This window comes from Cypionkella sinensis (genome assembly GCF_042646385.1).
Taxonomy (GTDB): Bacteria; Pseudomonadota; Alphaproteobacteria; order Rhodobacterales; family Rhodobacteraceae; genus Cypionkella; species Cypionkella sinensis.
Genome location: NZ_JBHRTO010000002.1, coordinates 43,781 through 62,934 on the forward strand (window position 1 = coordinate 43,781; position 19,154 = coordinate 62,934).

The 19,154-nt window shown below is 64.8% G+C and carries 19 protein-coding genes; 6 read left to right on the forward strand and 13 right to left on the reverse strand.

The window, feature by feature from the left end; translation table 11 throughout:
- Positions 1-35: 35 nt before the first annotated feature.
- The 3 genes from ACFOGH_RS15455 to ACFOGH_RS15465 form a co-directional block, all read right to left on the reverse strand.
- Positions 36-1,673 (reverse strand): amino acid ABC transporter ATP-binding/permease protein, encoded by a 1,638-nt coding sequence (locus ACFOGH_RS15455; protein WP_380074065.1) that lies wholly within the window; start codon positions 1,671-1,673, stop codon positions 36-38.
- Positions 1,670-3,322 carry a thiol reductant ABC exporter subunit CydD gene (cydD, locus tag ACFOGH_RS15460; RefSeq protein WP_380074066.1) on the reverse strand — a complete coding sequence of 551 codons (1,653 nt, stop codon included), beginning with the start codon at positions 3,320-3,322 and terminating at the stop codon, positions 1,670-1,672. The genes ACFOGH_RS15455 and cydD overlap by 4 nt, the downstream gene beginning before the upstream one ends.
- A 93-nt stretch (positions 3,323-3,415) precedes the next feature.
- Positions 3,416-4,369 carry a glycosyltransferase family 2 protein gene (locus ACFOGH_RS15465; RefSeq protein WP_380074067.1) on the reverse strand — a complete coding sequence of 318 codons (954 nt, stop codon included), beginning with the start codon at positions 4,367-4,369 and terminating at the stop codon, positions 3,416-3,418.
- A 105-nt stretch (positions 4,370-4,474) separates the two neighbouring features.
- Between ACFOGH_RS15465 and ACFOGH_RS15470 the strand changes: the two genes are divergently transcribed.
- Positions 4,475-5,242 (forward strand): nitrilase-related carbon-nitrogen hydrolase, encoded by a 768-nt coding sequence (locus tag ACFOGH_RS15470; RefSeq protein WP_380074068.1) that lies wholly within the window; start codon positions 4,475-4,477, stop codon positions 5,240-5,242.
- 544 nt (positions 5,243-5,786) lie between these two features.
- On the opposite strand, the gene galE is transcribed toward ACFOGH_RS15470, so the two are convergent.
- From galE to ACFOGH_RS15510, 8 genes are all read right to left on the reverse strand, one after another.
- On the reverse strand, positions 5,787-6,773 hold the full coding sequence (gene galE / locus ACFOGH_RS15475) for a UDP-glucose 4-epimerase GalE (RefSeq protein ID WP_380074883.1): 987 nt from the start codon (positions 6,771-6,773) through the stop codon (positions 5,787-5,789).
- Positions 6,774-6,871: 98 nt separating this feature from the next.
- Positions 6,872-7,789: a hypothetical protein gene (locus ACFOGH_RS15480; protein ID WP_380074069.1), complete on the reverse strand. Its 918-nt coding sequence runs from the start codon at positions 7,787-7,789 to the stop codon at positions 6,872-6,874.
- Positions 7,790-7,861: 72 nt separating this feature from the next.
- The gene (locus tag ACFOGH_RS15485; RefSeq protein ID WP_380074071.1) at positions 7,862-9,166 is read right to left on the reverse strand and encodes a UDP-glucose dehydrogenase family protein; all 1,305 of its coding nucleotides are present in this window, start codon (positions 9,164-9,166) and stop codon (positions 7,862-7,864) included.
- A gap of 155 nt (positions 9,167-9,321) precedes the next feature.
- Positions 9,322-10,188 (reverse strand): hypothetical protein, encoded by an 867-nt coding sequence (locus ACFOGH_RS15490; RefSeq protein ID WP_380074072.1) that lies wholly within the window; start codon positions 10,186-10,188, stop codon positions 9,322-9,324.
- Positions 10,188-10,601: a hypothetical protein gene (locus ACFOGH_RS15495; RefSeq protein ID WP_380074073.1), complete on the reverse strand. Its 414-nt coding sequence runs from the start codon at positions 10,599-10,601 to the stop codon at positions 10,188-10,190. The genes ACFOGH_RS15490 and ACFOGH_RS15495 overlap by 1 nt, the downstream gene beginning before the upstream one ends.
- Positions 10,602-10,611: 10 nt before the next feature.
- Complete coding sequence (locus ACFOGH_RS15500; protein WP_380074074.1) at positions 10,612-12,213, reverse strand: DUF2793 domain-containing protein; 1,602 nt, start codon at positions 12,211-12,213, stop codon at positions 10,612-10,614.
- 124 nt (positions 12,214-12,337) lie between these two features.
- On the reverse strand, positions 12,338-13,219 hold the full coding sequence (locus ACFOGH_RS15505) for a DMT family transporter (protein WP_380074075.1): 882 nt from the start codon (positions 13,217-13,219) through the stop codon (positions 12,338-12,340).
- A gap of 18 nt (positions 13,220-13,237) precedes the next feature.
- A complete protein-coding gene (locus ACFOGH_RS15510) occupies positions 13,238-13,843 on the reverse strand; it encodes a LysE/ArgO family amino acid transporter (RefSeq protein WP_380074076.1) in 606 nt (201 codons plus the stop codon).
- A gap of 96 nt (positions 13,844-13,939) precedes the next feature.
- On the opposite strand from ACFOGH_RS15510, the gene ACFOGH_RS15515 reads away from it, so the two are divergent.
- The 5 genes from ACFOGH_RS15515 to ACFOGH_RS15535 all read left to right on the forward strand — a co-directional run bounded on the left by ACFOGH_RS15515 (position 13,940) and on the right by ACFOGH_RS15535 (position 17,460).
- Positions 13,940-14,827, forward strand: coding sequence for a LysR family transcriptional regulator ArgP (locus tag ACFOGH_RS15515; protein WP_380074077.1), 888 nt, complete (start codon positions 13,940-13,942; stop codon positions 14,825-14,827).
- A gap of 482 nt (positions 14,828-15,309) precedes the next feature.
- Positions 15,310-16,125, forward strand: coding sequence for an SDR family oxidoreductase (locus tag ACFOGH_RS15520; RefSeq protein WP_380074078.1), 816 nt, complete (start codon positions 15,310-15,312; stop codon positions 16,123-16,125).
- Between the two features lie 101 nt (positions 16,126-16,226).
- Positions 16,227-16,565, forward strand: a complete 339-nt coding sequence (locus ACFOGH_RS15525; protein WP_380074079.1) for an ArsR/SmtB family transcription factor — start codon at positions 16,227-16,229, stop codon at positions 16,563-16,565.
- The gene (locus ACFOGH_RS15530; protein WP_380074080.1) at positions 16,562-17,026 is read left to right on the forward strand and encodes an SRPBCC family protein; all 465 of its coding nucleotides are present in this window, start codon (positions 16,562-16,564) and stop codon (positions 17,024-17,026) included. Before ACFOGH_RS15525 ends, ACFOGH_RS15530 begins: the two co-directional genes overlap by 4 nt.
- A 17-nt stretch (positions 17,027-17,043) precedes the next feature.
- On the forward strand, positions 17,044-17,460 hold the full coding sequence (locus tag ACFOGH_RS15535) for a GFA family protein (RefSeq protein WP_380074081.1): 417 nt from the start codon (positions 17,044-17,046) through the stop codon (positions 17,458-17,460).
- Here the strand turns inward: ACFOGH_RS15535 and ACFOGH_RS15540 are convergent.
- Together ACFOGH_RS15540 and ACFOGH_RS15545 are read right to left on the reverse strand one after the other, a co-directional pair.
- Positions 17,457-17,822, reverse strand: a complete 366-nt coding sequence (locus tag ACFOGH_RS15540) for a DUF6525 family protein (protein WP_380074082.1) — start codon at positions 17,820-17,822, stop codon at positions 17,457-17,459. The two genes, ACFOGH_RS15535 and ACFOGH_RS15540, sit on opposite strands and share 4 nt — an antisense overlap.
- Positions 17,819-19,018 carry a GTP-binding protein gene (locus ACFOGH_RS15545; RefSeq protein ID WP_380074083.1) on the reverse strand — a complete coding sequence of 400 codons (1,200 nt, stop codon included), beginning with the start codon at positions 19,016-19,018 and terminating at the stop codon, positions 17,819-17,821. Before ACFOGH_RS15545 ends, ACFOGH_RS15540 begins: the two co-directional genes overlap by 4 nt.
- Between the last annotated feature and the right edge of the window lie 136 nt (positions 19,019-19,154).

The window sequence follows — 19,154 nt, forward strand, 5'->3', positions numbered from 1 at the left end:
GGTGTGATGGCTCAAAGCCACATCACCGATACAAGTTAGAACAATTCCAGTGTGAAGTCAGCCCAATCCGTCTCGACAGGGCGATGTGACGCAGTCAGGATCGCCGCTTGCGGCAGATACTGGCGGATACCCCGCAGCACGCGCAGCGCGGTGTCGGTGTCCAGCCCCTCGGTCGGCTCATCCAGCAGCAAGATCGCAGGCCGGCGCAGCAGCACGCGCGCAATGGCCAGCCGCCGCGCCTCGCCGCCCGACAGCCCCGCGCCACGCGGCCCAAGCCGCGCATCAAGCCCGCCCTTGGCGCGGATCACATCGGCCAGCGCAACCGCCTCCAGCACCGCCCACAGCGTTGCTTCATCGGCATCAGGCGCGGCAAGCTGCAACCCTGCCCGCACACGCCCCGCCATCAGCCCCGCACGCTGCGGCAGCAATGCAACCGCCTCGCGCAGCGCGGCCTCCTCCCACTCCGGCAGCGGATGATCGCCCAGCGTGATCCCCCCGCCAGTGGGGCGCAACATACCCGCGGCCAGCAACAGGGCGGTAGATTTGCCAACCCCACTCGGCCCAGTCAGCGCCAGTGTCGCGCCTGCCTGCAGCGTGAAACTCAGCGGGCGCAAACTGGCCCGCGCTGCCCCGGCGCGTTGCAGGCTGACCGTATCAAACCGCAACGCCCCCGCCACGTATCTGCCCCCGGCAGACGCCACCGGCGCGGGCAGGCTTTGCACCACCCGCCGCGCCGCCAGCCGCATCCGGCCCAGATCGGCCACCGCGCGGCGCAGCGGAGCCAACACCTCGGCCAGCGCAAGGGCGGCAAAAAAGCCAACCGCCGCCACCGCCGGGCTCAGCGCCCCCTGTTCCGCCAGCGCCATGCCCAACAGCAGCGCGGCCGTGGCAACCGCCGTCGCAAGCCATGACAGCAAAAGCCCCGCCTGCCGCTCGATGCGGTCTTGCGCCAGCCGCGCGCTCTGTCGCCGCGTCTCGGCAGACAGAACCGCCTGATGCTGCGCGGCAAGCTGGCCATAGACCGCCAGATCACCCCGCGCCTGCACCAGATCAATCAACCGCGCGCGAAACGCCTGCGCGGCATATTCCACCCGCCGCGAAGGCTTTGATCCCGCCCGCCCCGCCCAGATCAGCACCACCGCGCCACCCAAGCCAAAGCCCAAAGCCACCGTGGCGGCAATCGCCAGCCCCGCCAGCGCCCACAGCACCGCAAAGCTGGCCGCCAGCGTTATCCCCCCGGCAATCAGCGGCAGGATCAGCCGCAGCGGCAGGCCATCCAGCGCATCAATATCCGCCGTGATGCGGTTCAACACCTGCGGCCCGCGCAACCGGCTTTGCCGATCATAAGGCGCTGCCAGATAGGCTTGCAGCACCCGCAGCCGCAGCGTGGCAAAGGCGCGCAAGGTGGCGTCATGCGTCAGCACCCGCTCGCCATAGCGCGCCGCCGTCCGCCCCAGCGCCAGAAACCGGATCGCGCCCGAAGGGCGGAACACGTCAAACACCGCCCCCATCCCCGCCAGCCCCGCCGCCGCAGCCGCCGTGATGAACCAGCCCGACACCCCCAACAGCGTTGCCCCCGCCACCAGCACCACCACCGACAGCACCGCCCCGCGCAACAACGCCGCCCGCTGCGCCTGCCAGATCAGCCGGAACACCTGCCAGAGCGGCCTCATGCTGCCGCCTCCAGCCGGATCACCCGATCCATCTTTGCCGCAAGGCCCGCATCATGCGTGGCGATGATCAGGCTGCACCCGCTTTCAGCCAACGCCAGCAGCGCCGCGGTGACAATGGCGGCGGTCGCCGCATCCAGATCAGCGGTCGGCTCATCCGCCAGCAACACATCGGGGCGGGCGTGCAGCGCACGCGCCAGCGTCAGCCGCCGCGCCTCACCGCCCGACAGGCCACCGCCGCCCTCGCCCAGCCGCGTGGCCGCACCCTGCGGCAAAGCCTGCACCACATCCAGCATCGCCACCGCCGCCAGCGCCGCGCCGGGATCACCCTGCCCCAGACTGATGTTATGGCGCAGACTGCCGTTCAAAAACTGCGGCTGTTGCGGCATCCAGCCCAGCCGCGCCCGCCATCCATCCGCCGTTGCGTCACTCAAGGGCTGGCCCGCCACCGTGATCTGCCCCGCCGCCAAATGCTGCATCCCGGCCAGCGCCCGCAGCACCGTGGTCTTGCCGCTGCCACTGGGGCCCAGCAGCGCCAGAGTCTCGCCCGCTTTCAGCGTGAAATCCGGCAGTTGCAGCACCCTTGCCCCCAGCCGCACCTGCCCCCCCGTCATCGCAATATCGGCAGGCCCCGGCAACCGCGCCGCTTGCGCCCCCTGCCCCAGCAGCGGCGCCTCATCGCTGCGCGCCTGCCACTCCGCCCATTCATCCGCCACCGCCAGCGCCGCCGCGCGGTCATGCCAGGCCGCCGACAGATCACGCAAAGGCTGATAAAACTCGGGCGCGAGCAGCAGCAAGAATATCCCCGCCGCAGGCGTCAGCGGCGTGCCATAGCTGCCAAACTCCAACACCCCCAGCAGCGAAAAGCCGACATACACCGCCACCATCGCCACCCCAAGCGCCGCGAACAACTCCAACACTGCCGAGGATAAAAACGCCACCCGCAGCACCGCCATGGTCTGTGCGCGCAACCGCTCGGCCGCCTCGGCAAAGCCCGCACCCACCGCAGCCCCCGCGCCCAGCAGCCGGATGTCCAGCAACGCGTGCAACCGCTCGATCAACAGATCGTTCAGCGTGCCGATTTCCTGCATCTGCCGCTGGCTTGCCGCCTGCGCAGCCCAACCGATCAACGCCATGAACACCGGGATCAGCGGCCCGCTGATCAGCAACACCACCCCCACCGCCCAGGATTGCCAGAACGCCAGCACCAAAATCAGCCCCGGCACCAGCATCACCCGCGCCCGCGCAGGGGCATAGCGGCTGACGTAAGGCAGCAGCATCTCCAGCTTTTCGCCCGCCAGCGCCGCCACGCCCCCCGCCGCTGGCCCTGTGCTGCGCGCCGCTTCTCGCGCCGCCAAATCGGCCCGCAACGCGCCAACGACCGCAAGCCCCGCCCGACTCGCCGCCGCTTCTGAAAAGTAAGTCAAAACCGCCCGCAACAACCCCAGCAGCCCGAAGCACACCGCATAGGCCCACAGCGGCGGCGCATCCGTCAGCAATCCAGCGAGTGCCGCCGCCACCAACGCCGCCTGCATCGGCCAGATCAGCGCCGCCGCCCCTGCAAACACCGCCGACACCCGCAGCCGCCCGCGCGCAGGCGCAATCAACCCGGCCAGCACGGCGGCTGAAGTCTGTTGATCCTGCTGCCCCATCCCGCTGCCTGCCCCACGCCCTTGCTGCCGTCAATCTGGGGCCACGCCGCCAGCAGCACAATGCCGCCCGCCTGCGGCAAAGGGTCTGCCCCGCTACCGCAACGCCGCCAGCATCGCGGCGTAGCTTTCCTCGCACACCCGCTGCCGACGCTTGATCTTCTGATGCCCCAACATCTCGCCCATCATCGCCTGCACCTGCGCACCATAGCGGGCAATCGAGTGATCCTCGCCGCCGGGCTGATTGCGCTCGGCGAAATAGGCCTCGGTGTGGCGCGCGGTCTCGGCATTGGTCTCGGCCACCGCGCCGCGCCCACGGGCACGCCGCAGCGCATAGCTGTCTGGCGCTTTCAGCCCATAATGGTTGTAATGCGCCAAGCGATGCGACACCGCTTTCACATCGCCATTGCGCAACTGCCGCCACAGCGGCAACGCCGGATCGGTCTGGGTCCGCGTGCCATCGCCCCACATCACCTGCAACGGCACCTTGTCCTTGAACCCCACCATCGAGTGATTGTGGATACCGCGAAACCGGCCCGGATTTCGGGTCAGGGTTTTCAGCGCCGCATTGGCCTTGTGCTGCGTCGGCAACCGATGCGTGAACGCCGCGCACACCCGCCCCGCCTGCCAGCGCGCAACCGGATGGCTGGTGAAGAACATCCCGTAAAGGGCCACCACATCAACATCCGCCTCGGCCCGCTCAGTCAGATCGGCCACGCGGTGATCGCCGACATGCACGTTCAAGAACTCATCCGCATCCAGCATCATCAGCCATTCGGTCTGATCAATGCCATGCAAACGGCGGATTTTCTCATAGCCTGCGTGCTGCGGAATCTCGCCCGGTTTCAGCTTGTTCGGCACGTGGGTGATATACCCCGCCTGATCCAGCGCCCCCAGCAACCGCTCACTGCCATCGCTGCAATCGTTCGAGGCGATCAGGATACGGTCGAACCCCAGCACAAGGTGATGCGCCACCCATTCCAGCAGAAACGGGCCTTCATCTTTGACACTGGAAATCAACGTATGGCGGGGCGGCAAGCGGAACCTCATGCTTTGCGCCAGATGAGGAAAGCCCAAGCCGAAAGTCAATCCAGCACGGGGGTGACACCGCGCCCGCCCCGCGCCATGATGCGCCAAACCTGACAGGAGTTGCCCATGCCCGATCTTCGCCTTGCCCTGCTGCAAGCGCCCTCGCCCGCCGGAGATTGCGCTGCAGCCGTCAGCGCCGTGGAACAGGCATTGAGCGCAGCGGGTGCGGCGCGGGCCAATATGCTGGTGGTGCCGGAAAGCTTTGCACCGGGATACAACAGCGATGCGATTGCCGAACTGGCGCTGATGCGTGGCGGCGCTTGGCAGGATCAGCTTGCAAAGGCCTGCCGCAACGCAGGCTGCGGTGTGGTGTTCGGCTATGCCGAGCGTGACGGCGACGCAGTTTACAATTCTGCCTTGGCCTTGGGGCCGGATGGGGCCGAACTGGCGCATTACCGCAAGATTCAGCTTTACGGCCCGCGAGAGTCTTCGATCTACCGCCCCGGCGACGCTTACGTCAGCTTCGATCTGGCGGGGCACAAGGCGGCATTGCTGATCTGCTACGATGTGGAATTTGCCCCCCATATCGCCGCCTTGGCAGCGGCAGGGGTCAAGGTTCTGCTGGTGCCGACCGCCAATATGCTGCCCTACACCCATGTCATGCGCGCCACCGTCCCCGCGATGGCCGCCAATCACGGCATCACGATTGTCTATGCCAATTACTGCGGGATTGAGGGCGATCTGCACTATGCCGGCGGCTCGCTGATCGTGGGGGCAGATGGCGATGTGCTGGCGCAAGCGGGCATGGGCCCCGCCCTGCTGGTGGCCGATGTGCCGCAGGTAGAGGCCGCACGGCTCTCCACCCAAGCGCGCGACTATCGCCGCATCGGCTAGCCCCAAAAGCCGACAGAAATTCGCTTGCTTGCCTGCGCCCAAGTAGGGCGGAAGTAGGAAACGCACCGCGTTTTCCCGCCCGCGCGAACGGTCTCACCCTGTGATCAGTTCAGAAATCACCCCACGAGGCCAGCACCCGACCCGGCGGGCGAGAATCGCCCGCCATCGGCGGGTCGGGCGCTGGCCGGGCCCTTAAGGCGCGGCGGTCTCAACGGCACCCGCGCCGCATGGCGAAGGCGATGGCCTTCGCCAGACCGCAGAAGCTGAATGTCGGTCCCCACACATCCCACGCCGCCCCGGACTTGATCCGGGGCCTCTACCCGCCAACCAGAGGCCCCGGATCAAGTCCGGGGCGGCGTGGGGTTGGGGTCGAACGCCAGCGCAACGCTGCCAAAACACGCGGGCAAACCCTCCGCGATCACAGAAGCAAAAACCCTCAAACCAGCACCAAACCACAACATATTGTGAAAAACGCCCGCGAACCGCCCCAAAACCACAAGTCACTCCCAGATGGGAAAAAAACCTCAGCCGCCCGCCACCCGCCTTAGCGCAGAAATCCCGGCTTTTGCGACCATGCCAAAGCATCGCGGATCATCTCGGGCAGGGTCGAGCGTGCAGGCTCCCACCCCAGTTCCGTCCGCGCACGGTCAGACCCCGACACCAGCGACGCCGCATCCCCCGCACGGCGCGGCCCTTGAATGATCGGCACATCGCGGTTGGTCACAGCGCGGCTGGCATCCACCACCTGCCGCACCGAAAAGCCGTGCCCGGTGCCAAGGTTGAATGCCCGGTTGCCGCGACCATCGAGCAGCCAATTCACGCCCTTCACATGCGCATCGGCCAGATCCACCACATGCACATAATCGCGCACACAGGTGCCATCCGGCGTGGGGTAATCCTGCCCGAACACCGTCAGCGCCGGGCGGCGGCCCTCGATCGCATCCAGCATCAACGGGATCAGATGCGTCTCCGGGCGGTGCTGTTCGCCCACTTCGGCCTCGGGATCGGCACCTGCGACGTTGAAATAGCGGAAGATCACATGGTTCAGCCCATAAGCCGCGCCAAAGTTTTTCAGGATTTCCTCGATGGCCTTTTTCGACGCGCCGTAGGAATTGATCGGATGCTGCGGTGTGTCTTCATCCAGCACCACCCCATCCTGATCGCCATAGGTGGCACAGGTCGATGAGAATACGAAATTCATGCAGCCCGCATGCACCGCCGCCTCCACCAGATTAAGCGAGCCGTTCACATTGGTGCGCCAATACCGCCCCGGATCGGTCATCGACTCGCCCACCAGTGACAGGGCGGCAAAATGCATCACGGCAACCGGGCGGAACTGGTGGAAGGCCGCATCAATGCTGGCGCGGTCCAGCAGATCACCCTGCACAAACGGGCCAAACTTCACTGCATCACGCCAGCCGGTCGACAGGTTGTCAAACGCCACCGGCACAAATCCCGCTTGCGCCAGCGCCTTGCAAGCATGCGCCCCGATATACCCCGCCCCACCCGTAACCAGCACATGCTTTTGCATCATCGTCTTCCGCTTATTCCGCCACCCGTGCCGCGACTAAAAGGGGCTTTCCGCGCCAAGGTCCAGTGCAAACAGCCACGGGCAGACCAAATTCTCGGTCACTCGGCTGCAGCCTCAACCGGGTCTGCGACCAAGCCGCTGATCTGCTCCATCAGCGCCCCGGCCATCGCTTCGGGCACGCAGGCCAGCGCGTTGGCGACGAAATCGTTGTAAAAATCCAGCCGCCGCAAATGCACGCCGCGATGATAATGGATCAACCGCGCCTTCTTGGCCCGATGCAATTTCAGCCGGTCAGCAATCGAGAAATTCCACACCTCGTGCAAGACCTGATAGTCAAAGCCAAACCGCTTCATGGTCAGCGGCAGCGTGATCTGATCCAGCCATGGCCGCTTGCCCTTGATCGGGCAACGGTTGTCAAACTCGATTGCCGTTTTCAGCCAGCTTTGCGCGAAATTGTCACCGGTATCCGGGCGCGGCATATCGCTGAAGCTGATAAATCCGGCATTGAAATAGGGCGGATAGGTCACATGACGCCCCCGCGTCAGTTCCACACGATCCTCTGGCATCGGCAGGCCGAAAAACTCATAAGCGCGCTGCCACTTGCCGTCCTCCTTGCCCCAGGTCGGCAACCCTTCGGGCACCATCGCCACCACTTCGGGGTCTGTCAGATCCAGCCCCGCCAGCGGCCCCAGACAGACGGTATCGGTGTCGATGAACTGGCTGCGCTGCGACGTGCGCGGTGCCGCACAGGCCAGAATCTTGTTGCCATGCGGATAAGGCTTGGCCCAAACCCCGTCTGCCACAGGCAGAGGCCGCATCTGCACGCCACATTTGGCATAAAGCGCCCGCGTCACCGGCGTCAGACTGCTGGCCGAACGTGGCGAGACATAGGCGACCAGCGCGACCTCTCCGCGATCCGGGTGATGCTTGGCCAAGGATGCGGCCAGAAGCAGCGATTGCGCTTCCAGCCCCATACCATCCACCACGAACAGGATTGACTCTTTGGCATCCGACATCCGAGCGACCCCACACAACCACACCAGAGTGCCGGGCCGTATCGCCCCGGCAGAGTTTTACACGCCTATCCGCTAGCGCCCGACTGCAGCATAGGTCTGGAACCCGGCCTCGGTGGCTTCTTCCAGCGAATAGATGTTGCGCAAATCGGCCATCCGCGGCGTTTCCATCTTTTTCGCAAGCTTGCTCAGATCCAACGCGCGGAATTCGTTCCATTCAGTCAGCAACACCACCAGATCCGCCCCATGCGCCGCCTGATAGGGGCTTTCGACCCATTTCACGCCGGGCAACAAGGCCTCGCCCTCGCGCTGGCCCTGCGGATCAACCACCCGCACCTTGGCCCCGCCACCCACCAAAGCGGGCACGATGGTCAGGCTCGGCGCGTCGCGCATGTCGTCGGTGTTGGGCTTGAAGGTCACGCCCAGCACGGCGATGGTCTTGCCGTTCAGGCTGCCGTCACAGAGGTCAACGATCTTGTCGATCATCCGGCGCTTGATCTCATCATTCACCTTGATCACCGTCTCGGTGATCTGCATCGGCACGGCATGGTCCTGCCCAATCCGCGCCAAGGCCATGGTGTCTTTCGGAAAACACGACCCGCCATAACCGGGGCCCGCATGCAGGAACTTGTTGCCAATACGGCCATCCATACCCATGCCTTTCGACACATCCTTGATATCCGCGCCAACTTTCTCGCACAAAGCCGCGATTTCGTTGATGAAGGTGATCTTGGTGGCCAGAAACGCGTTGGCGGCGTATTTGATCATCTCGGCGGATTCGAGGCCGGTATAAACCACCGGGAATTCGCGCAGGAACAGCGGGCGGTAGATGTCAGCCATCACCTTGCGCGCACGCTGGCTTTCCACGCCGACGACAACACGATCAGGCCGCATGAAATCGTCAATCGCGGCGCCTTCGCGCAGGAATTCCGGGTTCGAGGCCACGTCGAACTTGGCATCCGGGTTCGCCGCAGCCGCAGCTTCCGCCACCTTGCGGTTGGTGCCCACCGGGACCGTCGATTTGGTGACAATCACCGCATAGCCCGTAAGCGCCCGCCCGATTTCTTCGGCGGCTGCCATCACATAGGTCAGATCGGCATGGCCATCACCGCGCCGCGTCGGCGTGCCCACAGCGATAAACACCGCATCCGCACCCGCCACCGCCTCGGCCAGATCAAGCGTAAACGACAAACGCCCAGCACTGACGTTCTTGGCCATCAAGGCCTCAAGCCCCGGCTCGAATATCGGCACCTGGCCCGCATTCAAACGGTCAATCTTGCCGGGGTCTTTGTCGACGCAGACCACCTCATGCCCAAAATCCGAGAAACACACGCCCGAAACCAAGCCGACATAGCCGGTTCCGATCATCGCAATCTTCATGCCAACACTCCTGGCTGTTCCAGTCCTGTCTTAGGCAGAGCGTGCGACTGTGTCAAATCCGCGAACAATCAAACCAAAGAAAATCAAGCGCAAAGGGGCCATCAAGCAAAAGGCCGGAAGGATTGATCCTCCCGGCCACAGCGCTGTGTCGCAACTTAGGAAAGGCAGGTGATCAGCACAAAGCCATCGCCGCCGCGACCGCCCAAGCCTGCGGTGACACCCGCGCCACCGCCGCCACCGCCCGACCCGCGCCCGCCAGCGCCTCCCGCTCCCCCTGTTCCCGCGTTCGAAGCACCACCGCCAGAGCCACCCGAGAACGTTGGCGGCAACCACAGCTCATACCCCGCCGCACCCGTATTGCTGCCTGCCGCAGCGCCTGCGATGGTCGGGCACAGCCCTGCTCCATTCACCCCGCCACCCGCGAAATCGGCAGAGGTCGCACCCCCGCCCCCCGCACCACCGCTGACGAAGATGTTTACGCCGCCAAACGCCACGGAGGTTCCCGTGCCGCCTGCGACGGCACCCCCTGCACCTCCGGCCTGACCAGCAATGCTGACAAAGCTGCCCAGTGCCGAATAGGCCCCGCCCGAGGTGATGGTGCCAGCCGCACCTGCCGCCCCCACCGCAGCGCCCGTCCCGGTGCCCCCCGCGCCGCCACCATTCGCACTGGCCAGCAGCGCCGCCGCCGCTGACGATGGCGCGAGTGCAACGGTGGACGCGCCCCCCGCACCCCCTGCAACCCCGCCACCTCCCGGCGAGATGAACAGCGTGCCCGGCAGTAGGGCGCTTGGCACCACAAGTCGGGACACCGTGCCCGATCCTCCCCCGCCACCGCCACCACGCGCCGAAGCCGCTGCCGCCGCAAAGCCTGCGCCGCCCCCCCCGCCGCCGCCCACCAGCAGGATCTCCAGCAGCACCGCCCCCAGCGGCACCGAGTAGCTTTGCCACTGGCCCGCCGTCCCGATCGGATCAAACCGCCGGGTCTGTCCCGCCTCTCGCGGCAGGAAATGCGGAAAACTCATCAGTAATCCCCCCCGAAACCCGTCACCGCATAGCCGCCCGCCACCGCCGTGCCCAATGTCACCTGTACCCGGTATCCGGGCGGCACCGGGATGTTCAGCGGCAGTTCATTACCCGACAGCGCCGCCACTTCCGAAAGCGTGGTGGCAGGCAGCGACAACTCGGCAATCAGCGCATTGTTGGCGGCAGTTGCATTGCTTGCGCCATTGTTCAGAAACACCCGCAGCACCGAGGCCACATTGGTGCCCTTGGGTCGCACCACCAGCTTTTGCAGATACGACCCATTGGTCGCATCCGCCGTGAACACCGTGTCCACCGTGCCGGTGCCATCCTTGGCGGTATTGGCTGCGGTAATGCCGCCCGCCCATTCCACACGGGCCACTTTCGAGAAAATCGGGGAAGTATTGCCGGGCATTGCCGCTCTCCTAGTTGATGAATGCTTGTTGGTTCAGCGCGACCTGCACGCCGTATTTGACAGGTGCCGCCAGCGACCACACCGTGCCGCCGCCCGAGACTGTGATATCCCCCTTGGCCCCGTCGCTGATGCCTGCACTGATCGCTTGGCTGACACCGGCGCTGCGCACCTTGACCTGGCCGGTGGTGGTGTTCAGCCAGACCATGCCATTGACCGGGTCCGCCGCCTGCCCGCCGAGGTTGAGCACCTGCGGCAAGGTAGCCTGCCCGGTCGCCCGCGCGACTGTCATTGCGGTGTAAAATGTGCTGCCATCCGGGCTGACCTTGATCGCGAAATCATCCGATCCGGTGGTGCCCATCTCGGCGCGCCCCGAAAATCCGGTCTGAAACGTCAGGCTGGCAGTCTGACCTGCCGCTGCCTTGTTCAGCTTTAACTGATGCCCGGCCCCGTCATGGTTCAACAGCGTCGCCGGAGCATTGACCGACAGGCGGTTGGTCGCATCCGGGCTGGCCCCACCCACCCCCAGTTCATCCACCGTCAACGCGGCATTGGGCGCCGCGATACTGGCGACCGATGCCGCAAAGCTGACACTGGGGCTGTTGATCACCGTGCTGCCCCCGGCACCCGCCACACTCGATCCGATGTTTACCACCGTCGTCGAGCCGCTGACGCCCCCCGTGCCCAAATTGATGGTCGACGTATTGCCCGAAGCCGTCGCGCCCCCGCCCACGCTGTAGGTGCTGTTGGCGGTTGAGGTGCCAATGCTGGCACTCGCGCCGCTCACGGTCAGCCCACCGGAAAACGTCTTCGCCCCGCTGAAAGTCTGCGTGCCCGCCAGCCCCGCCAATTCGCTGCTGGCATTCGGCAATGTGTAGGTCCGCGTCGCTCCCGCCGATACGCCCGCCACCGAAAACACCGCGCGCTTGCTGGGGTCAGACGGATCGCGCAGGCTGAAACCGTTCGCCAACACGCCCTGCGGCAGTGCGACATAGCCCGTACCCGCCGCCACCGTTACCGCATCCAGAAAGCTGCTGCCATCGGGCGAGACTTTCAGGCTGAAATCATCCGCGCCTTGGGTTCCAAGCATCGCCCGGCTGGAATATCCGGTCTGAAATGCCAGGCTGGCGCTATCGCCTGCCGAGGCCTTGTTCAGCTTCATCAGATGCCCCGCCCCGGCATGATCAAACAGGGAGGCAGGCGCGGAAACCGCCAGCCGGTTGGTCGCATCCGCCGTCGCCGAGACGCCAAGCTGCCCCACCGACAAAGGCCCGTCCGTCAACGCCAGCCACGCGCTGCCATTGAACACCGCCATCGTCGCTTCCGCGACGACATAAGCCTGCCAGCCCGCGAGCGGCGCAAAGAACTGCCAAACCTCGGTTTCAAACATCGCAATCTTGCCCGCCTGACCGGCCCATGCACCGGTTGCACCCGCTGGCACGATATAGCGATCACCCAGCACGGGACTGACCGGCGGCGCGGTCAGAACACGCGAGGTGACCGACAGTTGCACCATCAGGTCCAGCAGCCGAACAGCCTCGTTATGGGTGACATGCTTTTGCGCCTGCGCAGGTTGAATCAGGGGCAACGACAGAATTGTCGAAGTATCGGGCATCTGTAACCTCCGGGAACGCTCATGGAGGCCGAAGCTATGCAATACCCGTTAAAACCACCGCACCAGAGCGCGCGCTGCCCAGTGCAACACCGGCGCGGTATGGTGCCTGTGCGGCAGGATCCGCTCAATCCTGCTGCAAGGCCGCCGCATCCACGGCGTCGCGCCAGGTCACAAAGGTAATCGCGCCGATGATCATCGCCCCACCCAGCAGCACGAACACATCCACCGCCTCGTCAAACACAATCGCCCCTACCGCCGTAGCCCAGATCAGCGTCAGGAATGTCACCGGCTGCGTCACCGTCAAAGGCGCAGCCCGGAACGCCCGCGTCATGCAATAATGCCCCGAGGTGGCACAGCCCGCCACAATCGCCAGCCATCCCACCTGTGCCCAACTCACCGGCACCCAGACCCACCACGCCAAAGGCGCAAGCCCGATCGTCACCGTCACCGACATCATCGCCACGATGACGCTGGCACTCGCCAATCCCGTCAGCCGTTTGGCAAACAGATAACTGCCGCAGAAAAACACCGAAGCGCCGATCTGGCTCAGATGCCCCAGGTTCAGCGCCTGCACCCCAGGCCGCAGCACGATCAACGCCCCCACAAACGCCACCACCACCGCGACGACCCGCCGCGCCGACAGTGGCTCGTGCAGGATCATCGCGCCCGCGATCAACATCAGCACCGGGTTCAGATAGCCAATCGCGGTGGCATGGGCGACGGGGATGCGCGCCATCGCGAAAAACCAGAACAGCACCGCAATCGTGTGCATCACCCCGCGCCACGCAAACAGCCGCAGCGCGGGGCCACTCAGTCCGCGCAGCATTCCCGGCAGCACCGGAGCAAGGAAAACCACGCCAAAGGCAAACCGCAAGAACGCCGATTGCGCGGCGGGCAGGTCGGTGCCCAGATAACGCACGATGCCGTTGACCCCCACAAAGGAAAGCCCCGACAACACCATCCACATCACCCCTTCGCGGGGCCGTCCCAGATCAGTCATTTGCATGGCCGCCATCAAGCAAGCCTAGCCGCCAAAGGCAAGCCCCGCCGCGATTGCCCACATCGTCGCACCCACGATTATCTCCAGCACCACCCAAGCCTTTGGGTTGGCAAACACCGGCGCCAGCAGCCGCGCGCCATAGCCCAGCGCGGTGAAAAAGCTGAAGCTGCCCAGCGCCGCCGCCACCCCAAACGCCAGCCGATGCCCCGGATACTGCGCCGAGATCGAGCCCAGCAGCACCACCGTATCCAGATAGACATGCGGGTTGGCCCAAGTCAGCACCAGCACCGTCGTTAGCACCGAGCGGACCGATGCCGCAGCCCCCTGCCCCGGCTGCAACGCCTCACCCCCGGCCAGCGCCGCCTTGAACCGCAGCGCGCCATAGACCAGCAGAAAGATCACGCCGCCCCAGCGCATCGCCTCGGCCAGCCACGGCACCGCCCCAGACACCGCGCCAAATCCCGTCACGCCCAGCGCGATCAAGATCGCATCCGACGCGGCGCAGGCCAGCACCACCACGCCGACATGCTCGCGCCGCAGGCCCTGCCGCAGCACAAAGGCGTTCTGCGCGCCAATCGCAAGGATCAGACTGAGCGACACCAGATAGCCATGCACTGCCGCTTCAAACATCCACCCGACCCCGCGCTTCGTTGCTTTGCGCTTGACCTATCAGGGAAGGCTCGCTTCAATCAAATTAATCCTGCTGCGATCAGATAAGCCGCTCTAATGTTCGACCCCGCCCAACTCGCCGCCCTTGCTGCCGTGCATCGTGGCGGATCTTTTGACCTTGCGGCGGCGGAACTGCATGTCACCCCCTCGGCGATTTCGCAGCGGTTGAAGGCGCTGGAAGAGGTTGCGGGCACGCTGCTGATCCGGCGCGGTCAGCCCTGCACCGCCACGCCTGCGGGCCTGCGGATGATCCGGCACCATGACGAGGTGACGCTGCTGGAGCGGACGCTTGCCACCGATCTGCCGTGGCTGTCACCCCGACCTGCCACCTTGCGGATCGCGGTCAATGCCGACAGTCTGGCGACTTGGGTGATCCCGGCGCTGGCGGCGACCACCGGGTTTCTGTTTGATCTGGTGATCGACGATCAAGAGGTCAGCCAGGATTGGCTGAAACGCGGTGAGGTCGCCGCCGCGATCACCGCCCATCCCGGCCCGTTGCAGGGCTGCGATACGATCCCGCTGGGGGCCTTGCGTTACCGGGCCACCGCCGCGCCCGCCTTTATGGCGCGCTGGATGGCCGAGGGGGTGACGGCGGCCAGCCTTGCCACCGCCCCCGCGCTGACGTTTTCGGAAAAGGATCGGCTGCAAGAAATCTGGGTCGACCGCCAGCTTGGGCGACGCGGCAAGCGGGCGGCGTTTCCCAGCCATCGGCTGGCCAGCAGTCAGGGATTTGTCGATGGCTGCCTTGCGGGGCTGGGATGGGCCTTGAACCCCGAGGCTTTGGTGGCGCCGCATCTGGCCAGCGGGGCGCTGGTTGAAATGGTGCCCAACACCGCGCTGGATGTGGCCTTGCACTGGCAATTCAGCCGGCTGACCGCCCCGGCACTAGCCCCGCTGACGCGGGAAATCCGCGCGGCGGCAGCGCGGGTTTTGGTGGTGATTTAGGGATGTGCCTTCGCTTCTGGAGAATCTGGCGAAGGCCACCGCCTTCGCCACGCGGTGCAGGTGCCGCTGAAACCGCCGGGCCTCAAAGGCCCGGCCAGCGCCCGACCCGCCGATGGCGGGCGCTTCTCGCCCGCCGGGTCGGGCACTGGCCTTTGGTTTTTTTGGCGGCACTGGTGACAGGGTGAGGCCACACGCGCGGGCGGGGAAACGCAATGCGTTTCCTATTTCCGCCCGGATCTGGGCGCATCCAGTCACGTTAATAGCGATCAAGCCTGAAGCTGGTCCCAACTCGGGACCTTTTTTTGTGTATTCTGATCAATGGCTTAGGGTAGTGCTTTTAAGACTTTTTTAACACTTGGCCGCTGTCCAGCGGCGCTGGGTGCTGGAGTTGCGGGTCGAACTGTGCTTGAAACTTCGGGCGCGTCAGCGGCGCATGGACAGCAGCAGCGGTGGTGAAATCCGCAGGCTGCAAGGGGGGCGAGATGGAGTTTTCCGGCAACCGGATGGATGGCAAAATCTGCGTGATCGCGGGGGCAACGCAGGGCCTTGGCGCGGCTATCGCCCGCAGGCTGGCGGCGGCGGGCGCGGCTGGCGTGGTGATCATGGGGCGCAATGCCGTCAAAGGGCGGGCAGTGGCCGAGGCGCTGCCCTGCCCCGCGCTGTTCGTGCAGGCCGATTTCGGCAGCGTTGAGGATTGTCAGCGGGTGATTGCCGAAGCCGATGCCCGCTTTGGCCGGGTGGATGTGCTGGTGAACGCAGGCGCATCCACCGCGCGCGGCACCATTCTGGACACCAGCCCCGAAACCTTTGACGCGCTGTTTTCCACCAATGTGCGCGGGCCGTATTTTCTGATGCAGGCGGCGATCCGGCTGATGATCGCCAAGGATATTCACGGCGCGATCTGCAATATCGGCTCGATTTCGGCCCTGGCGGGGCAGCCGTTCATCAACGCCTATTGCGCCTCGAAAGGTGCGCTGACCACACTGACCGCCAACACCGCTTTTTCGGTGATGGCAAACCGCATCCGGGTCAATCAGTTGAACATCGGCTGGATGGCCTCGGAGCACGAGCGCGAGATTCAAGCCGCAGCGGGCGACCCGGAGTGGGAGGCCAAAGCCGCTGCCGCCCTGCCCTTTGGCCGCCTTGTCGACCCGGAAGAGGCCGCCCGCGCGGTGAATTTTCTGGTATCCGACGATGCGGGGCTGATGACCGGGGCGATTGTGAATTTCGATCAATCGGTCTGGGGCGCGGTTGCGGCAGGGATGCCGGTGCCGCATGGCCCGATGCGGCTGGAATAAGCGCAGGCCGCTTGGCTTCAGACCTTGGCGATTCTCGCGCCGCTTTGGCCAAGCAATCTTGCACCTGTTGACATGCAGGTATTTACCTGCATATTAACCTCATGCAAACTCAAAAGCAGATTGCCGAGGATCTGGTGTTCAAGGCGTTGGGCGATCCGACGCGGCGCACCTTGCTTGACCTTTTGAGCGAGAAGAACGGGCAGACGCTGGGGCAACTTTGCGAAAACCTGAACATGAAACGGCAATCGGCCACCCAGCATATTGAACTGCTCGAGGCCGCCAACCTTGTGACCACCCAGCGGCGCGGGCGGGAAAAGCTGCATTTTATCAATCCTGTGCCGCTGCATGACATTTACGCGCGCTGGGTGCGCAAGTTTGAAACCCCGCGGCTGAACCTGTTGCATGATCTGAAATCCGACCTTGAAGGAGGCGAGAAATGACCAAGCAGACCACCCGTTTTGTCTATGTGACCTATATCGCATCAACGCCCGAAAAGGTGTTCGCGGCGATCACCCGGCCCGAAATGGCACGGCAGTATTGGGGGCATGAGAATATCTCGGATTGGACGGTGGGGGCCGACTGGCAGCATGTGCGTGACAATGACGCCCGCCCTGTCGAGATCGTCGGCAAGGTGCTGGAGGTTTCTGCCCCGCACCGCCTGGTGATCTCGTGGGCCGGGGCCTCGCAGGCCGACAATCCTGACAGCTATAGCCGGGTGACGTTTGAGGTCGAGCCGCATGAAAACGGCGTGCGGCTGACGGTCAGCCACGACGAGCTTGAGGTGGGCAGCACCATGGCGGCTGGTGTGACCAAAGGCTGGCCGTGGGTATTGTCGAGCCTGAAATCCTATCTGGAAACCGGCACCGGCTTTGATCTGTCGGGGCGCAAAAAAGCGGCCTGAGGCCGCAGGAGGGTGTGATGACCAAGGTTTACAAAGGTGGCTGCGCCTGTGGTGCGGTGCGCTACGAAAAAACCGGAAGCCCGGTGGCGGAAGTGCTGTGCCAATGCGTGCATTGCCGCCAGCGCAGCGGGGCAGGCCATTCGGCCTATCTGGTGTTCGCGGATCGCGATGATCTGGCCATGACCGGCATGGTGCAAAGCTGGAGCATTGCGGGCGACAGCGGCAATATGAAATACCATGCCTTCTGCCCGACCTGCGGCACGCCGGTGTTTGTCAGCTTTGCCGCAGCGCCGCAGATGATCGCGTTTCATCCCGGCAGTCTGGATGACCCATCGCTGTTTGCGCCGCAGTTCGTCACCTATGCCGCGCGTGGGCAGGCTTGGGATGCGCTGCCTGCGGGCTTGCAGACATTTGCCATGATGCCAACGGGTTAGGCCCTGCGCTGCGCCAGTGCAGGGGTGTTCAGCGCTTGCCAGAATGGCAGCTGCGCCTGCGGTTTGCGCACTGGCTTCGGCGTGGCGGGCGGCTCGGCCGGGTAGTGCCGCCCCCAAACATCCGCCGCATCACGGGCAAGTTTGCGCGCCTGTGCGGCATCCATCCGGGCGCGGACGGCGGCCAGATCGCCGCCCGCATCATGCCAAGCCCGCGCCCAAAGCTTTGCGACGGACCGCGCGCTCCACGGCAGTTTTGCGCCTGCAAGCCAGCGCCGCGCCTCGGGTGGCAGGGCGTCATAGGCCTGCATCGTATCCGGGCGCGGGCTGCGGCGCAGGCGGGTGGCAAGGTTGCCGCCACTCATGCGGCGGCGACCCGGCGCCATTCCGGGAATGGATCGGGCAGTTTGGCCCAAGACGTGGGGGCGAAGGTTTTGGTTGGCAACAGCGCGGCGTCGAGGGCGGCGGTGATCGCGGCGCGGTCAAGATCGGCGCCAATGAACACCAGTTCCTGCCGCCGATCGCCCCAAGGTTCGACCCATTGCGCCGCGACCTCGGCCAAAGCGTCGGGGTGCGTCGGCCAACGGGCTTGCGGCACGCTGGCCCACCAGCCGCCCAGTGGCGTCACGCTCGACAGCGCCCCGGCCAGGCTGAACTCCAGCGCCATATTGGGGCGGGTGGCGATCCAGAAATGCCCCTTCGCACGGATCACGCCGGGCAGATCGCCGTTCAGCACGGCATGGATGCGCGCGGGATCAAACGGCGCGCGGGCGCGGTAGACGAAGGACGAGATACCGTATTCCTCGGTCTCGGGCGTGTGGTGGGCAAAGCCGTAGAGTTCCTTGGCCCACAGCGGATGTTCCTGCGCGCGGTCGAAATCGAACAGGCCGGTGTCAAAGATCGCGTCGGCTGCGACGATGCTGTGATCGGTCTCGATCAGGCGGGCGTCGGGGTTCAGCGCGCGAATGATCTTGCGGGCAGCATCGGCGCGGGCGGGGCCAGCATCGCTGATCTTGTTCAGCACGATGACATTGGCAAATTCGATCTGATCGGTCAGCAGGTTGACCAGTGTGCGCTGATCTCCGTCGTCCATCGTCTCGCCCCGGTCTGACAGGAAATCGTGGCTGGAGAAATCGCGCATCAGGTTGAGCGCATCGACCACCGTCACCATCGTATCCAACCGCGCCACATCCGACAGGCTGTCACCGTTTTCATCGCGAAAGTCGAAGGTGGCAGCGACCGGCAGCGGTTCGGCAATGCCGGTGGATTCGATCAGCAGATAATCAAAGCGGCCCTCGGCGGCCAGTTTTCGCACCTCGGTCAGCAGGTCATCGCGCAGGGTGCAGCAGATGCAGCCGTTGGTCATCTCGACCAGCTTTTCCTCGGCGCGTGAGAGGCTGGCACCGTCACGGATCAGATCGGCGTCGATGTTCACTTCGGACATATCGTTGACGATCACCGCCACCCGACGGCCGTCGCGGTTGTTCAGAATATGGTTCAGCAAGGTGGTTTTGCCCGCGCCGAGAAAGCCGGACAGGACGGTGACGGGAAGATGGGTCATGGTGTGATTCCGTTATGTTATAATATAACGTATCAAGATGGATTCGGGACTACAAGGATTGGTAACTGCCATATCACAGAAAAGCTCACCGCCCGGAATCAAGGGTGCTGCCCTGTGGTGTGCGAAAATGAAAAAG

Excerpts from the sequence above, each read along its gene's own strand:
- ACFOGH_RS15455 (WP_380074065.1), bottom strand. The coding sequence starts at position 1,673 with ATGAGGCCGCTCTGGCAGGTGTTCCGGCTGATCTGGCAGGCGCAGCGG.
- cydD (WP_380074066.1), bottom strand. The coding sequence starts at position 3,322 with ATGGGGCAGCAGGATCAACAGACTTCAGCCGCCGTGCTGGCCGGGTTG.
- ACFOGH_RS15465 (WP_380074067.1), bottom strand. The coding sequence starts at position 4,369 with ATGAGGTTCCGCTTGCCGCCCCGCCATACGTTGATTTCCAGTGTCAAA.
- ACFOGH_RS15470 (WP_380074068.1), top strand. The coding sequence starts at position 4,475 with ATGCCCGATCTTCGCCTTGCCCTGCTGCAAGCGCCCTCGCCCGCCGGA.
- galE (WP_380074883.1), bottom strand. The coding sequence starts at position 6,773 with ATGCAAAAGCATGTGCTGGTTACGGGTGGGGCGGGGTATATCGGGGCG.
- ACFOGH_RS15480 (WP_380074069.1), bottom strand. The coding sequence starts at position 7,789 with ATGTCGGATGCCAAAGAGTCAATCCTGTTCGTGGTGGATGGTATGGGG.
- ACFOGH_RS15485 (WP_380074071.1), bottom strand. The coding sequence starts at position 9,166 with ATGAAGATTGCGATGATCGGAACCGGCTATGTCGGCTTGGTTTCGGGC.
- ACFOGH_RS15490 (WP_380074072.1), bottom strand. The coding sequence starts at position 10,188 with ATGAGTTTTCCGCATTTCCTGCCGCGAGAGGCGGGACAGACCCGGCGG.
- ACFOGH_RS15495 (WP_380074073.1), bottom strand. The coding sequence starts at position 10,601 with ATGCCCGGCAATACTTCCCCGATTTTCTCGAAAGTGGCCCGTGTGGAA.
- ACFOGH_RS15500 (WP_380074074.1), bottom strand. The coding sequence starts at position 12,213 with ATGCCCGATACTTCGACAATTCTGTCGTTGCCCCTGATTCAACCTGCG.
- ACFOGH_RS15505 (WP_380074075.1), bottom strand. The coding sequence starts at position 13,219 with ATGCAAATGACTGATCTGGGACGGCCCCGCGAAGGGGTGATGTGGATG.
- ACFOGH_RS15510 (WP_380074076.1), bottom strand. The coding sequence starts at position 13,843 with ATGTTTGAAGCGGCAGTGCATGGCTATCTGGTGTCGCTCAGTCTGATC.
- ACFOGH_RS15515 (WP_380074077.1), top strand. The coding sequence starts at position 13,940 with ATGTTCGACCCCGCCCAACTCGCCGCCCTTGCTGCCGTGCATCGTGGC.
- ACFOGH_RS15520 (WP_380074078.1), top strand. The coding sequence starts at position 15,310 with ATGGAGTTTTCCGGCAACCGGATGGATGGCAAAATCTGCGTGATCGCG.
- ACFOGH_RS15525 (WP_380074079.1), top strand. The coding sequence starts at position 16,227 with ATGCAAACTCAAAAGCAGATTGCCGAGGATCTGGTGTTCAAGGCGTTG.
- ACFOGH_RS15530 (WP_380074080.1), top strand. The coding sequence starts at position 16,562 with ATGACCAAGCAGACCACCCGTTTTGTCTATGTGACCTATATCGCATCA.
- ACFOGH_RS15535 (WP_380074081.1), top strand. The coding sequence starts at position 17,044 with ATGACCAAGGTTTACAAAGGTGGCTGCGCCTGTGGTGCGGTGCGCTAC.
- ACFOGH_RS15540 (WP_380074082.1), bottom strand. The coding sequence starts at position 17,822 with ATGAGTGGCGGCAACCTTGCCACCCGCCTGCGCCGCAGCCCGCGCCCG.
- ACFOGH_RS15545 (WP_380074083.1), bottom strand. The coding sequence starts at position 19,018 with ATGACCCATCTTCCCGTCACCGTCCTGTCCGGCTTTCTCGGCGCGGGC.